Raw genomic sequence first — 12,888 nt, 5'->3', positions numbered from 1 at the left:
TTTCAATTCCACGAATGACGCGCGGGCAGCACGTGATTCAGGTGATAGTTGCCAAGCAGATGCAACTTCCAGCGAACCGGGTCGTGCAGCGTATGGGTACGTGCGTTGCGCCAATGGCGATCAAGGTTATGCGCTGCGCGCGTGGAAGCAGAACCGGCTAGCTCAAACAGCTTTTCGCTCGCTTCCAGTGCGATACGGGTGGTCAGGATCTTAGCTTCGGCCACCGCGACTGAGGCGCGTGCGCTCGCCTCGGCGTCGATTGATGGCGCGACGGCGATGGCGTCGAGTGTGTGGCCCGCCTCCTGCAGTACCTCATGCGCGGCGTGCAGGTCGATCTGCAGACGGCCGACATCGGCAATGATGTACGGGTCGTCGGTCGCGTGCTCGAGGCCGGAATCGACCCAGGGACGCGCGCGTTCGCGGACGAACGCGAGCATGTCGGCAACTGCCGCTTGCGCGATGCCCTGGTCGATTGCCGCCTGAATGAGCTGCGAGGTGGGTCCAAACAGGCCCGGACGATCGGCGAGTTGCCAGATCGGCAGGACGTCCTGTGGGTCGACCGGCACGTGCGCGAAGGTCACCGTGCCGCTTGCCGTTGTACGTTGACCGAACGAACTCCAGTCGTCGACGACCGTCAGTCCTCGTGCATCGCGCGGTACCCAGACCTGCACGGCGCGGCCTTCGTCGTCGGTTGCGCGCGTGGGAACGCGATGGGCGAAGAGCGCGCCGGTGGAATAGAAACGCTGGCCGTCGAGGCTCAAACCGTCAGGCGTCCTGGTGAGCCGTGTCGTGCCTTGCAGAATCGTATTGACGCTTGCGGAGCGGCGTTCCGGGCCGGCATTGCCAAGCCGCTGGCCCGCCAGCACCTCACCAAACAGACGCGCTTTCTGCGCCGGCGTGCCGATCTCACGCAGTACGCCCAGTACGCCGAAATGGTTTTGCGGAATCTGCCCCAACGCAGGATCGGCCGCGCACAAGATCACAAAGACTTCCGCCAGCGTGGCATACGACACGTCGGCGCCGCCGTATTCGCGCGGCACCGTGATCGCGCCGAGGCCACTTGCCGACCAGAGATCCAGTTCGGCCCATGGAAGCAGACGTTTGCGGTCGCGTTCGGCAGCGTTGACTGCGAACCCGGCGGCAAGTGCGTGCGCGGCAGCGATCGCTTCTGCATCGCTGGCGATGCGGCGCACACGGGCTGGGTCGGGACGCCGAGGCAGAGGTGCCTCGGCAGGGGAAGATTCGAGAGTGGACATGATGTTTCGTACCGACAGAGGTGACAGCTGTCCGCCCGCAGCGCCTCACCCTCTTTTGACGGAGAAGCGCACAGCCTGCGTAACGCTTGTGGCGAACAGGTTGAACCGTCTATTGGACCAGCCGAGGCTCGCCACGCCTACTATCGAATTGGAACTTGCTTATCAGGAATCCAGATTTCCCGATCGAGCCGCTCAGGCGAGCGTCGCGTCCTTGGTGACGATCTTGCGCGGAATCAGTTTCAGTTCGTAGAACGTGTCCGCAATGCGCTGTTGTTCGGCAAGCACTTCGGCGTCGATCGGCTTGTAGACGTGTGCGTAGTGCTCAAGGCTCGTCTGGATGATCGACGCGTCGAGCCCCTGAATGGGCGCGAGTTCCGCGGCCGCGGCGGCCGTGTTCTGCTTCACCCATTGCCCTTGCTTGTTCAGTTCTTCCATCACGATTGAGATCACGTTCGAACGCTTTTGTGCAAACTCACGCTGGCTCAGAAAGAACTCGTGGTGACTGGCGACGCCCTGCGCATCGGCCAGCAGACGCGCGTTGCCTTGCGCCTGCGCTGCGGCGAGAAACGGGTCCCAGATCGCCCAGGCGTCGATTGAGCCCTGCACAAGGGCCGCACGCGCATCGGCGGGCGCTAGATAGATGGGCTGGATATTGCCGAAGTCGAGACCGTGCTTGCGTAGCAGTGCAACGATGAACCAGTGAACGTCCGAACCCCGATTGAACGCAATCTTCTTTCCCTTCAGCTCGGCGACGGACTTGATAGGCGAGTTCTTTGCGACGACGACGCCTTCCGCAAGCGGCGCCGGAAGTTCATACGCGGTATAGACGAAGTCCGCCCCTGCGGCCTGCGCAAACACTGGCGGCGCCTCGCCCACATAGCCGAAATCGATCGCGCCGACGTTCAGTCCTTCCAGCAACTGCGGTCCGGCCGTGAATTCATTCCACGAGACCTTGACGCCAAGTGGCGCAAGCCGCTTTTCCAGCGTGCCGTGCGCCTTTAGCAACACGAGCGTGCTGGCGGACTTCTGGTAGCCGATCCTGAACTGATCGGCTTCGTACTTGGCCCAGGCCGGCAACGCAGCGCCTGCGAGCGTTGCGCCCACGGCGGCAAGAAAAGTCCGGCGGCCCCGGAATGTTGAGTGGTTCATCGTAGCGTGTCCATGGTTGATGGTTCGCGTTGGCCTCGGTTGGGGTCAACGTCATAGGTATGAAGTTTGGAACACGGATGCCCGCACCGGCAGACTTCGCTCACCCCGGCCGCGCTGCTTGCGTTTCCAATGGAGCCGGAAATCTTACGCGTCGTATGCGAGGCATCGAAATGATCTTTCGCGGTAAGCAAATATCTGGTTGTGGATAGCGCGCGTTTGCGCTTTTCATATATGCCTCAGCGGATTTAGCAACCAACGGAAAAGTATTTGCCAGCGGCCTGCGTTGTTACATAGCATTCGGCCATCATCAACCACATGACTACCGTGTCTCATGAATAAAAGAAACCTGCTGAAAACCGCGCTGGCCACCGTTGTCTTCGGCCTGGGGGTCGCCACCTCGCAACTCTCACTGGCGGCTCCTCAAACCCTGCGCGTCGGCATCATGTCCGGCGAAGATGAGGACGTCTGGCGCGTCGTCGCCGCAAACGCTGCCAAGCAGGGTCTCACCATCAAGATCACGACTTTCTCCGATTACACGCAACCGAATGAAGCGCTTTCGGAGCACGACCTGGACGCCAATTCGTTCCAGCACAAGCCGTATCTCGATGCGCAGATCAAGGCACGTGGCTACAAGATCGTGCCGGTGGGTTTTACCTACGTGCAGCCGATTGGCCTGTACTCGCGCAAGGTGAAGTCGGTGGCCGATCTGCCGGATGGCGCCACCATCGCCGTGCCGAACGATCCGAGTAACGAAGGACGCTCGCTGCTGTTGCTGCAGGCACAGCACCTGATCAAGCTGCGCGCCGATGTTGGCCTGCTGCCGACTGCCCGCGACATCGCGGACAATCCGAAGCACATCCATATCAAGGAACTCGACGCAGGTATCGTGGGTCGCGCGATCGGCGATGTGGATGCCGCTGTGATCAACACGGACTGGGCCGTCAAGGCCGGTATCAAGATTCCACAGGAACGGATCGCACAGGAGCAGGTGACGGGCAATCCATATCGCAACTTCCTCGCCGTGAATGACAAGGACGCGAATGCGCCTTGGGTCCACGCGCTGGTTCAGAGCTATCAGCAACCTAACGTGGCCGCTGAAATTCTCAGCGTGTATCACGGTGCAACGTTGCCGGCGTGGAATGACGCTAGTCACTAAGTACTACAGCGTAAGTGTGTGATTGAACCGAACGGCGCCCGGGTGCGATGGGTATATACATCGGGACGTCGGGTAAAAAAGCTGGAGCGGGCCTCGTTATGAGAACGGCGCCCGCTCCAGTTTGCATTGTGGCCCGTTCATTCCGAACCAACGCTAAGCAGGCCTATTCTATTGACCGGCTGGCTCCGCAAGGTGGTAGAGGCAATCGCCCCGTTGAACCATCGCGGGCACGCGTTTGCAGACCACTTCCCCCGCGCTTGCGAAATGCTGCGTGACGGGCTCGCGCAAGGGAGTATCGGGAAAATGGATACGCGCGGCCGCCTGCCCTTCGACGACCTGTTCGCCCAATTCGACCAGTGGTTCGTACAGCCCGCGATCGTAAGCGTAGACATAATGGCGCGAGCCCGAAACGCGCATGAAGCGGGTAATACCCGGTGCGTTATCGGGCACGAGCGCGCCGTGCAGCACGCCAATGAAGCCCAGCAGATGCAGCAGCCCCTGGCGCCCCTCGCGCAACAGATTGGCCTGCACCGTGCCGCCACCACCCAGTTCGGTCAGGATCGAGATTGCTCCCTGACGCCGTGCGGCAGTCGCCGCATGGACCGGATTCTCGGGATGCAGAAACGCTTTGGACAAGCCAAACGCGGCGAGCAGCGCGCGAAGCCGCGCGTCCTCGTCAGCGTCGCGTGGCTCGATCGCCAGCATGTTCGCACCGTGGTACAGCAAGGAACTGCCGCCCGAATGCAGGTCGATCAGGTAGTCCGCTCGGGCGAGCAGCGTATGCTCGATGTAATCGGCAATCACCTCGGTTGGCGTGCCGGCCGGATTGCCGGGGAAGGTCCGGTTCAGGTTGCCACCATCAAGCGGTGACGTGCGCAAGCCCGCTTCCGCGGCCGGGAAATTGGCCATCGGCAGCAGGATCAGCTGGCCTCGGACCATCTGCGGCCCGATCTCGCGGATCAGTTGGGAGACGATCACCTGGCCTTCGTATTCGTCCCCATGATTGCCGGCCATGATCAGCACCACCGGTCCATCGCCGTTCCGAATGGAAGCGATGGGAATCGGGATCCAGCCATACGCCGAGCGGTGTACAGAATGTGGCAGCCGCAGGTATCCGGTCTGTTTGCCGCTCGAATCCAGATCGATTTCACTGCGGATGGGATTGGCTGCTTGCGCGTCTCGGGTCATCGGTCGTGGCTCTGGGATTGAGGTTACGTTGCATAGGAGGCGAACCTCTCATTCTCGACGACCTCGCCTGCGGCCGTTACCAAGTTATACAACGATCCAAATCCACAGCAAAGCTAAGACCGCTTAAGCAAGCGTGGCCGGGATCCTGCACCCCAGCCTTTGTGCACCAAGGAAGGTATCAGCGGTTCGGCAAGGGCGCGTGGTTCGGAGCGCCTGAGGAGCGCATAAGGAGCGTTTGCGGAAGGACAAATCAGCGACGCGTGTCGAGAAACGCGTCAATCTCGTCGGCATCCGGAGCCGTCGCCGGACCATGGCGCGTCACGGCCAGCGCCGCCGCTGCGTTGGCCCGCGCGGCCGCTGTGCGCGCATCGGCGCCACTCGCCAGCATGGCGAGGAGTACACCGGTGTGGGCATCTCCGGCGCCGTTGGTGTCGACCGCGCCCACCCTGAAACCAGGTACATGATCGCGCTGCCCCATCACACGCATCTCGCATCCGCGCGCGCCGTCGCGCACAACAGTCAGCGCATCGGCTGGCAAGCGGGCGGCGATGGACTCGAACGCTGCGTTGAGGTCCTCCGTCTTGGCAAATCGCGACGCTTCCACGCGATTGCTCGTCCAGATCGATACGCGAGCCAACACCCGTTCGAGCAGCATGGCGTCAATGGCGTCTACGAGTGGACCCGGATCGAACGCAACACGCGTCCCTGCAGGTAGCTGTTCCAGCCAGGCCAGCAGCACCGTAGCCTTATCCGCGAGCATCAGACTATAACCGCTCACATAGACGATATCGTCCTGCGTGACCTGCAGCCCGTCCAGCACGCTCCGTTCAAGCACACCTTCCGCACCGATATGCGAGACGAAAGTGCGCTCGGCACGCGCGTCGACGAGGGCCACACAGAGGCCCGTGTCCTCGCCCGTCACTTGCGAACCCGCGATCTCCACACCCTCTTTCTCCAGTGCCGCACGGGCCATATCGCCGAAACGCCCGCTCCCATGCCCCCCGGCATACACCACATGCATGCGGTTGCGACGCGCCGCAGCCATCACATTGAAGCCGCCGCCCACTGCGAAAAGCGCGTTGGCCGCGAGCACGTCGCCGCCAGGCGCAGGCAGCGCGTCGATCTGCATGACGAGATCAACGATGACCTGGCCGGTATGAATCAATCGGGATACATTTACGGGAACTGCCTGATTCATGCTGTTTTCCAGTTTTTTGCCGAATGGCGTGCGCCGCCCAGGCTCGCATAGACGCCTGCTGCGATCACGAAAGTGACAATCCAGCCCAGACCATTGCGGCCGAGCCACGAGTTGGCGAAGACGCCATGTATCGCACCGGTCGACAGGAAGCAGAAGCCGAGCACGATGGCGAGCGCCCACGCGCTCAATGCGCGCCACTCGACGCCGCCTTTGTACCAGTATGCGCTACCCGGCGAGACGTCCAGCAGATCGCTTGCCGAGTACTCCTGACGATGAATCAGATCGACCACAAAAATTCCGACCCATGCCGTAATCGGCACCGCCAGCAGCGATATAAAGCCGATAAACGGACCGTAAAAGCTGCCGGCGATCAGCATGAAGTAGATCGAGCCGGTGAAGATGACCACCACGTCCACCACCACCGCCTGAACCCGTTTGACTTTCAGGCCCAGCGTCAGCGTCGTCAAACCCGCCGAATAGACCGACAGGTAATTGGATAGCAACAGGCCGCCGAACGCCGTGATCAGATAAGGGATCGCCATCCACGTGGGCAACATGTCGCGAATCGTGGCAATCGGATCGGAGGTCGAGGCGAGCTGGTCGTTGCCGACCGCCAGCAAGGCGCCGAGCGTGACCAGCAGAATCAGCGGAATGCCCGCGCCGAACGCCGCCGACGCCACCAGAGCCGGACCTTTGACCGACGGCGCCTGATAGCGCGACATGTCCGCGCCCGCATTGGCCCAGCCGATGCCGGTGCCCGCGGCAATCGTGCCGATCCCGATCACGACCGCGCTCATCGGCGCCGGTGCGACATGGAAGACGCTGTGCCAGTTGATGCGCGTCGCCAGAAAACCGGCCACGATCAGATTCAGGACCCCGAACACATAGGTGGACCACTTCTGGATCACCAGCAAGGTGGCGTGACCGAAGCCCGAGACGATCAGCGTCAGCACGACGAACACGGCAATGAACACGAGCGTGAGCACCGGCGCATGGCTCGCTTGCGCCGGCGTGCCGAACAGGATCGTCGCGAGCGAGAGCAAAACGTAGGCGGCGGTCGTTGTGTTCACCGTTTCCCAGCCGAGCCGCGACAGTAGCGAGACGATGGTCGGGCCAATATTGCCGCGCACGCCGAAGATCGCCCGCGAGAGGGTCAGACTCGGCGCATGCCCGCGTCGTCCGGCAATGGAAATCACGCCAACAATGGCGAACGATCCGGCCGCGCCGATGATCGCCACCAGCGCCGCTTGCCAGATCGCAAGATGCTGGAAGGCGACGAGCGTTGCGCCGAGCGGCAGGCCGAGAATGCTGATGTTGGCCGCAAACCAGACCCAGAAAAGCTGGCGCGGATGTCCACGGCATTCACCAAGCGGTACGGGTTCGATACCGCGCGTCTCGACTTGGCGAGCGCTGTTTGACGGGCGTGACGAAGCCATCTGAGTCGAATCTCCAGATTGAAGGAAACTACCGGAACGGACCTGCGCACTCAGTCGGTGCGGGCGCGCAATCCAAGCAAACTGTCGACCAGCGGATCGAGATCGAGCGCATTCACGCGTCGGATCGTCGCTACTGGTTCGGCCGGGAGCGCGTCATAACCCGAGCACGCGCCGAGAATCGCGCCGAGCATCGCCGCGATCGTGTCGGTATCGCCGCCCAGACTCGCGGCCGCGCACAAGGCGGCCTCGATCGAGCCGCCGCGGCGCTCGGCGTCGAAGGCGAGCGCAAAGGTGGCGACCACCGATTCCTGCGACGCGACCGAGGTGCCGACCACGTCGTAAATCACATCTACAACTTCGTGTTCCGAACAACCGCGCATCAGGTCACGCGCGTGACGCAGACGCGGCGCAATCTTGCCTCCGGCCACCCAGAACCCGCGACTCGCAGCCTGTTCCGCCATCTCTATTCCCGCTTCGAGCGCTGCGGTCAGGCTCGCGCCGTTGACGCCCGCCGATACCGCGGCGGCCACCGCCGCCGCGCTCGCAATGCCAAGCGTGGTGTGGTGCGTGACGACGCACGACTGGACCACCGCGTCGATAAACCCCTCGCGCTGTCGCAGATCGAATGCAATACCCACCGGCGTCACACGCATGGCCGCACCGTTGGTGGTGCCGAAGCGCCCTGTGCGCAGCGGATCTTCACCGGCAGCGATGCGTTCGATCGCCTGTTTGGTCGAAGGTCCGAGCAGGTCGAGCGAGCCGCGCGCCTTCATTGCCGCTTCCCATTCCATCAACGCATGCGCGAACGCCTTCGGCTCGATCGTGCCGTTGCCTCCGACCAGCAGCTCGGCCACCAGCATCGCCTGCTCGGTGTCGTCGGTAATCGAGCCGGCCGGCAGATTCGGGGCGATCGGCTGATCGGCAAACGCGTTCTCCAGTTTGCCGATCCGTCCAAACTGTTCAACGATGCGCTCGCGGCTCAGCGACTGCGTGGGCATGCCATACGCGTCGCCGAGGGCGAGACCATAAAACGCGCCACGCGCACGTTGCGTCCATTCAGGGTGAGTCAAATGCAAAGACGAAGACATCAGAATTCCAGATGTAGTGCAAAAAACGCCGGATCCAGCAGACTCACGACGTACTCGATGATGCGATCTTCGCGGTCGCGCGTGAGCCGTCGCGAACGCAGAAACGATGTACCGGCGCGGCGCTTGAGCAGACGCGCATCCGCCGCCTCGAGGCCGACCACTTCGGCCCATTGCTCGCCGTGATGCGGCACCATGCCGTGCTCGATCAGCGTGCGGTTCAACGATCCGCCTACCAACCCTTGCAACGGCAGCGCGGCCAGCTCTTCGCTGAACGGCAGACGGCTGCGCTCGAGCGAGATACATTGCGACTCGGCGCCGACGACCCGCATGCGGTCAATCGCCACAAACGTCGAACTCTTGAGCTTCAGCTCCTGCGCAAGCGGCTCGTCTTCGACCAGCGCAATCTGCAGCAGGCGGGTCTGCGCCCCACCCTCCGCTTTTTCGATGGCGGTGGTCCAGCCCAGCGTGCCGTCGAGCGTCTGGCCGTTGAACGTCACGAACGACCCAATGCCACCTTTGCGCGTAATCAGCCCGCCGTTCGTCAGCAGATCGAGTCCCTTGCGCACGGTGTTGCGGCTCACCGCGAAGCGCTCGACCAGTTCGTGCTCGCTTTCCAGTTGCTGCCCGAACGGCAAGCGTCCGCTCAGAATCTCCTGCTCGATCGTGGCGGCTACCATATGCGCCTTCGAGCGCCCGACTTCCGCGCTCTTTACTGCCCGTTTCACCATCTTGCGGCTCCTGTGCCTGGGAGGGCCCGGCCATCGCAGCGGCCAGCCCTTCATTCGAAAAGCACAAGTATGCACATGTTTTCCTTAAAAACGCTGCACGATGCCCAACTGAAACCCACGCGCGTCCGCGCCGGGGTACGCAAGCGGCAGTCCGGCATTGGCCGACCCCGCCAGCCGGTATTCCGCCTGACCACGGTTTTGCAGGAACGACAACGCGCTGTACAACGTGGTGCGTTTGGACAGCGTATAGGTGTAGAGCGCGGCCACCTGGCTCGCGTTGTCGCCCTGTCCTGTCTCGTCGTGCAGATAGGTATAGCCAAATGCGAGGGCGCTCGACGGCGTGAACTGATACAACGCCGATGCGCCGTATACGTTCACATCCAGATCGATATCGGCCCACTTCGAACCGCTCCATCCTGCGTAAAGCGTCGTCTTGCCGATCTGGTACGACAGCCCGGCCTCCTCGGTCCGGTCCGTTGCGCTGCCATCCGCACTCTTCACGGCTTGCGCGGCGAACACGGCTGCAAACGGTCCATGCGAGTAGGTGACGTCACCCTGATAGCTCGAGCCCGGCGAGCGGAACCCGCCCGCATCGCCGAGACCCGCGTAGAGGCTGAACTGCAAGCCGGCGAGCGTGGGCGACGTGTATGAAACCGTGTTGCTCGTGCGCACCGTGAAGGTCATGAAGTTGCTGAAGCCGGATGCCTGGGTCGACGCGCCGAACGCGTCGAGGCCGCCCTGATCGTTGAATACCGGTGAGTTCTGGCGCCCGGCGCGCAGTTCGCCCCATCCACCCGATACGCCAACCCACGCGGCGCGATTGAACAGGCTGCCCGGCGTAGCGAACGTGCCATCGTTGGGGTTGAAGCCGTTCTGCAGATCGAAATTGATGTGGTTGCCACCGCCGATATCCTCCGTGCCGCGCAGGCCGAAACGGCTCGCCCACTGCCCTGACGAACCCACTGCACCGGTATAGCCGCTGCCCGTATTCACCACCTGGACGAATTCGTCGAGGATGCCATACAGGGTGACGCCCGAATCCGCGTGCGCGGCGGGTGCAAGGCAAATCAGCATTACGGCGGCCGGCAGGCGAATGTTCATGATGAGCGATGTCGGGTGGGCAAATCGCGGGCGCGATTACCTGTTCCTTTTTGCGCGCCTCAAAAAGTACATGTAGGAACATGTACGCAATCTAAGGCGCCGAATCGCGCTGGTCAAGCAGGATCGAATCAGGGAAAACCCGTGCGGGAATACGCGTGGAGCGAAGTTTGGCGTGTCCGTTGATAGCCTAATCTGGCACAATTTACCCCCGCTATTCACCCCACCGGCCTTCTCGCGAAGGGTGTAGCGTCATATGCTTGGATTCATCGGGTGAAAGCGCCTTCGAGTGCCGTTAAGTGCTCTTGAGGCAATACCCACGTATCAATTCGTCAGAGAGACATCGAAATGGCCACTGTCACGCCACGCACGAACAACGCAAACCTGTCGGGCTTGTTCAGCAGCGGCCGAATCACACTTGGCGCACGCATCGTGCTGAGCTTCGGCGCGCTCTTCCTGCTGATGCTGGTGATGGCCGTGATTTCATACTCGCGGCTGCGCAACATCGACGACGAGGCGGTCAGCTTGCGCCGCGACTCGGTGCCGGGCCTCTACTTCGCGACTGCGCTGCGCGCGGCTTCCAACGAAAGCTATGCGACGCTAGAACGGGCCATTTTCCTGGACCCTGACGCGGCCAGTATGAAGAACGACCTCGATCGCCTGCCGGATACCCTGCGTGCCTTCGACAAGGTTGCGGCCGACTATCAGGGCACGGTGTTTCGCGAGGACGACCGCGGACGCTTCGACACCTTCAAGGCCGCCTACGATCAGTATCTGGCGCTCTTCAACCAGGCCGCGACCCAGGCGCGCACCTCGAAGTCCGCGGCGCAGGCCACCTTCATCCAGCTCACGCCCGCGTGGAACAACGTGATTCAAGGCGCGAACACGCTGGTCGCGGAAAACCATACGCAGGCCGACGACTCGGCGGAACTGATCCGCTCCTCGGTGACAGGCACCGAAGTCACGCTGGCCACCGCGCTCGGCGTCGTCCTGCTGGTTGCGCTCGTGACCGGTTACACCCTCTTCAAGGCAGTCACGGTGCCGATGGCGCGGCTCGTGGAAGTGCTCGACATCATGCGTACGGGCAATCTGGCGCAACGCCTGAACCTGCGCCGCAGCGACGAATTCGGCACGCTGGAGAATGGCTTCAACCGGATGGCCGAGGAGTTGACGAGCCTTGTGTCGCAGGCGCAAAAGTCCTCGTTACAGGTCACCACTTCGGTGACGGAGATCGCCGCGACTTCCAAGGAACAGCAGGCCACCGCGAGCGAAACGGCCGCGACCACCACCGAGATCGGCGCCACCTCCCGCGAAATCTTCGCAACCTCACGCGACCTGCTGCACACCATGAACGAAGTCGCGGGTGTGGCGGAACAGTCGGCGACGTTGGCCGGCGCCAGCCAAAGCGGCCTCACGCGCATGGAAGATACGATGCGCAGCGTGATGGAGGCTGCCGGCTCGGTCAACGCCAAGCTGTCGATCCTCAACGAGAAAGCGGTCAACATCAACCAGGTTGTCGCGACCATTACGAAGGTGGCAGATCAGACCAACCTGCTGTCGCTGAACGCGGCTATCGAAGCCGAAAAGGCCGGCGAATATGGCCGCGGTTTCGCGGTGGTGGCGACAGAAATCCGCCGTCTCGCAGACCAGACTGCGGTGGCGACCTACGACATCGAGCAGACAGTCAAGGAAATCCAGTCGGCGGTGTCCGCCGGTGTGATGGGCATGGATAAGTTCTCCGAAGAAGTGCGCCGTGGCATGCGCGACGTACAGCAGGTGGGCGGCCAGCTCTCGCAGATCATCAACGAAGTGCAGACACTCGCGCCGCGCTTCCAGATGGTCAACGAGGGCATGCAGACGCAAGCCACCAGCGCCGAACAGATTACCCAGGCGTTGTCGCAGCTGTCCGAGGCGGCACAGCAGACCGCAGAGTCGCTGCGCCAGTCTTCGCAGGCGATCGACGACCTGACGCTGGTCGCCAATCAATTGCGCACCGGTGTGTCGCGCTTCAAGATCGACGCGTGACGCGCGCTTCACGCTAAACACGGACCCCCGCGATGCTCTTCCTCCTGTTCGATCTGGACGGCGACCGCTACGCGCTTGATGCGGCCGGGATCGCCGAAGTGCTGGCGCTCGCGCCCACCAAGTCGATTCCCGGTGCGCCGGCGTGGGTTGCCGGGATGTTCGAGCGGCATGGCGAGCCGGTGCCCGTGATCGACGTGTCGCAACTCGCGCTCGGACGCCCAGCTCGTCAGCTCCGTTCGACGCGCCTCGTGCTGGTTCGCTACAGCCTTGGCCCGGACAATACCTCGGCGCAAGCGGGGGCACGCGGCGACAGTGACGCGCCCTCACATCTGCTCGGTCTGATCGTGGAGCGGGCGACGCAGACGCGGCGTATCGAACGTACGCAGTTTCTCGATAGTGGCATTGCCACGCCGCATGCACGCTGGCTTGGACCCGTCGCGAACGACGGCGTGGGCCTCGTGCAATGGGTCGAGGTACAGCGCATGCTTAGCGACGAGGCAAAAGCCCTGCTGTTTCCGCAAGCGGCTCCCACGCAACCGTCGCCCTACTACTTGTGACAGGCAGCC

General features: G+C 62.6%; 11 protein-coding genes. 3 read left to right on the top strand and 8 right to left on the bottom strand.

Features of this window, described 5'->3' with window-relative positions; all coding sequences use genetic code 11:
• Window positions 1–2 precede the first annotated feature (2 nt).
• The gene (locus tag P3T40_RS38935; protein ID WP_429273018.1) at window positions 3–1,256 is read right to left on the bottom strand and encodes an SfnB family sulfur acquisition oxidoreductase; all 1,254 of its coding nucleotides are present in this window, start codon (window positions 1,254–1,256) and stop codon (window positions 3–5) included.
• 192 nt (window positions 1,257–1,448) lie between these two features.
• Window positions 1,449–2,405: a sulfonate ABC transporter substrate-binding protein gene (locus P3T40_RS38930; RefSeq protein ID WP_429273017.1), complete on the bottom strand. Its 957-nt coding sequence runs from the start codon at window positions 2,403–2,405 to the stop codon at window positions 1,449–1,451.
• A gap of 331 nt (window positions 2,406–2,736) precedes the next feature.
• Between P3T40_RS38930 and P3T40_RS38925 the strand changes: the two genes are divergently transcribed.
• Window positions 2,737–3,561 carry a MetQ/NlpA family lipoprotein gene (locus P3T40_RS38925; protein WP_429273016.1) on the top strand — a complete coding sequence of 275 codons (825 nt, stop codon included), beginning with the start codon at window positions 2,737–2,739 and terminating at the stop codon, window positions 3,559–3,561.
• A 168-nt stretch (window positions 3,562–3,729) separates the two neighbouring features.
• On the opposite strand, the gene P3T40_RS38920 is transcribed toward P3T40_RS38925, so the two are convergent.
• From P3T40_RS38920 to P3T40_RS38895, 6 genes are all read right to left on the bottom strand, one after another.
• On the bottom strand, window positions 3,730–4,749 hold the full coding sequence (locus tag P3T40_RS38920; protein ID WP_429273015.1) for a succinylglutamate desuccinylase/aspartoacylase family protein: 1,020 nt from the start codon (window positions 4,747–4,749) through the stop codon (window positions 3,730–3,732).
• A gap of 250 nt (window positions 4,750–4,999) precedes the next feature.
• Window positions 5,000–5,947: a PfkB family carbohydrate kinase gene (locus P3T40_RS38915; protein ID WP_429273014.1), complete on the bottom strand. Its 948-nt coding sequence runs from the start codon at window positions 5,945–5,947 to the stop codon at window positions 5,000–5,002.
• On the bottom strand, window positions 5,944–7,383 hold the full coding sequence (locus P3T40_RS38910; protein ID WP_429273013.1) for a purine-cytosine permease family protein: 1,440 nt from the start codon (window positions 7,381–7,383) through the stop codon (window positions 5,944–5,946). The genes P3T40_RS38915 and P3T40_RS38910 overlap by 4 nt, the downstream gene beginning before the upstream one ends.
• Before the next feature lie 50 nt (window positions 7,384–7,433).
• On the bottom strand, window positions 7,434–8,471 hold the full coding sequence (locus P3T40_RS38905) for an ADP-ribosylglycohydrolase family protein (RefSeq protein ID WP_429273012.1): 1,038 nt from the start codon (window positions 8,469–8,471) through the stop codon (window positions 7,434–7,436).
• Complete coding sequence (locus P3T40_RS38900) at window positions 8,471–9,199, bottom strand: GntR family transcriptional regulator (protein ID WP_429273011.1); 729 nt, start codon at window positions 9,197–9,199, stop codon at window positions 8,471–8,473. Before P3T40_RS38900 ends, P3T40_RS38905 begins: the two co-directional genes overlap by 1 nt.
• Window positions 9,200–9,283: 84 nt before the next feature.
• The gene (locus P3T40_RS38895) at window positions 9,284–10,300 is read right to left on the bottom strand and encodes a porin (protein WP_429273010.1); all 1,017 of its coding nucleotides are present in this window, start codon (window positions 10,298–10,300) and stop codon (window positions 9,284–9,286) included.
• A gap of 345 nt (window positions 10,301–10,645) precedes the next feature.
• On the opposite strand from P3T40_RS38895, the gene P3T40_RS38890 reads away from it, so the two are divergent.
• Both P3T40_RS38890 and P3T40_RS38885 read left to right on the top strand, forming a co-directional pair.
• Window positions 10,646–12,322: a methyl-accepting chemotaxis protein gene (locus P3T40_RS38890; protein WP_429273009.1), complete on the top strand. Its 1,677-nt coding sequence runs from the start codon at window positions 10,646–10,648 to the stop codon at window positions 12,320–12,322.
• 32 nt (window positions 12,323–12,354) lie between these two features.
• Window positions 12,355–12,879 carry a chemotaxis protein CheW gene (locus P3T40_RS38885; protein WP_429273008.1) on the top strand — a complete coding sequence of 175 codons (525 nt, stop codon included), beginning with the start codon at window positions 12,355–12,357 and terminating at the stop codon, window positions 12,877–12,879.
• Window positions 12,880–12,888 lie beyond the last annotated feature (9 nt).

The sequence above is a fragment of the Paraburkholderia sp. EB58 genome, assembly GCF_050436665.1.
Taxonomy (GTDB): Bacteria; Pseudomonadota; Gammaproteobacteria; order Burkholderiales; family Burkholderiaceae; genus Paraburkholderia.
This window is presented reverse-complemented; position numbering and strand designations above follow the sequence as displayed.

What these genes read in the sequence shown, in the direction of transcription:
- P3T40_RS38900 (WP_429273011.1), bottom strand. Translation starts at nt 9,199, where the DNA reads ATGGTGAAACGGGCAGTAAAGAGCGCGGAAGTCGGGCGCTCGAAGGCG.
- P3T40_RS38925 (WP_429273016.1), top strand. Translation starts at nt 2,737, where the DNA reads ATGAATAAAAGAAACCTGCTGAAAACCGCGCTGGCCACCGTTGTCTTC.
- P3T40_RS38910 (WP_429273013.1), bottom strand. Translation starts at nt 7,383, where the DNA reads ATGGCTTCGTCACGCCCGTCAAACAGCGCTCGCCAAGTCGAGACGCGC.
- P3T40_RS38920 (WP_429273015.1), bottom strand. Translation starts at nt 4,749, where the DNA reads ATGACCCGAGACGCGCAAGCAGCCAATCCCATCCGCAGTGAAATCGAT.
- P3T40_RS38895 (WP_429273010.1), bottom strand. Translation starts at nt 10,300, where the DNA reads ATGAACATTCGCCTGCCGGCCGCCGTAATGCTGATTTGCCTTGCACCC.
- P3T40_RS38935 (WP_429273018.1), bottom strand. Translation starts at nt 1,256, where the DNA reads ATGTCCACTCTCGAATCTTCCCCTGCCGAGGCACCTCTGCCTCGGCGT.
- P3T40_RS38915 (WP_429273014.1), bottom strand. Translation starts at nt 5,947, where the DNA reads ATGAATCAGGCAGTTCCCGTAAATGTATCCCGATTGATTCATACCGGC.
- P3T40_RS38930 (WP_429273017.1), bottom strand. Translation starts at nt 2,405, where the DNA reads ATGAACCACTCAACATTCCGGGGCCGCCGGACTTTTCTTGCCGCCGTG.
- P3T40_RS38890 (WP_429273009.1), top strand. Translation starts at nt 10,646, where the DNA reads ATGGCCACTGTCACGCCACGCACGAACAACGCAAACCTGTCGGGCTTG.
- P3T40_RS38885 (WP_429273008.1), top strand. Translation starts at nt 12,355, where the DNA reads ATGCTCTTCCTCCTGTTCGATCTGGACGGCGACCGCTACGCGCTTGAT.
- P3T40_RS38905 (WP_429273012.1), bottom strand. Translation starts at nt 8,471, where the DNA reads ATGTCTTCGTCTTTGCATTTGACTCACCCTGAATGGACGCAACGTGCG.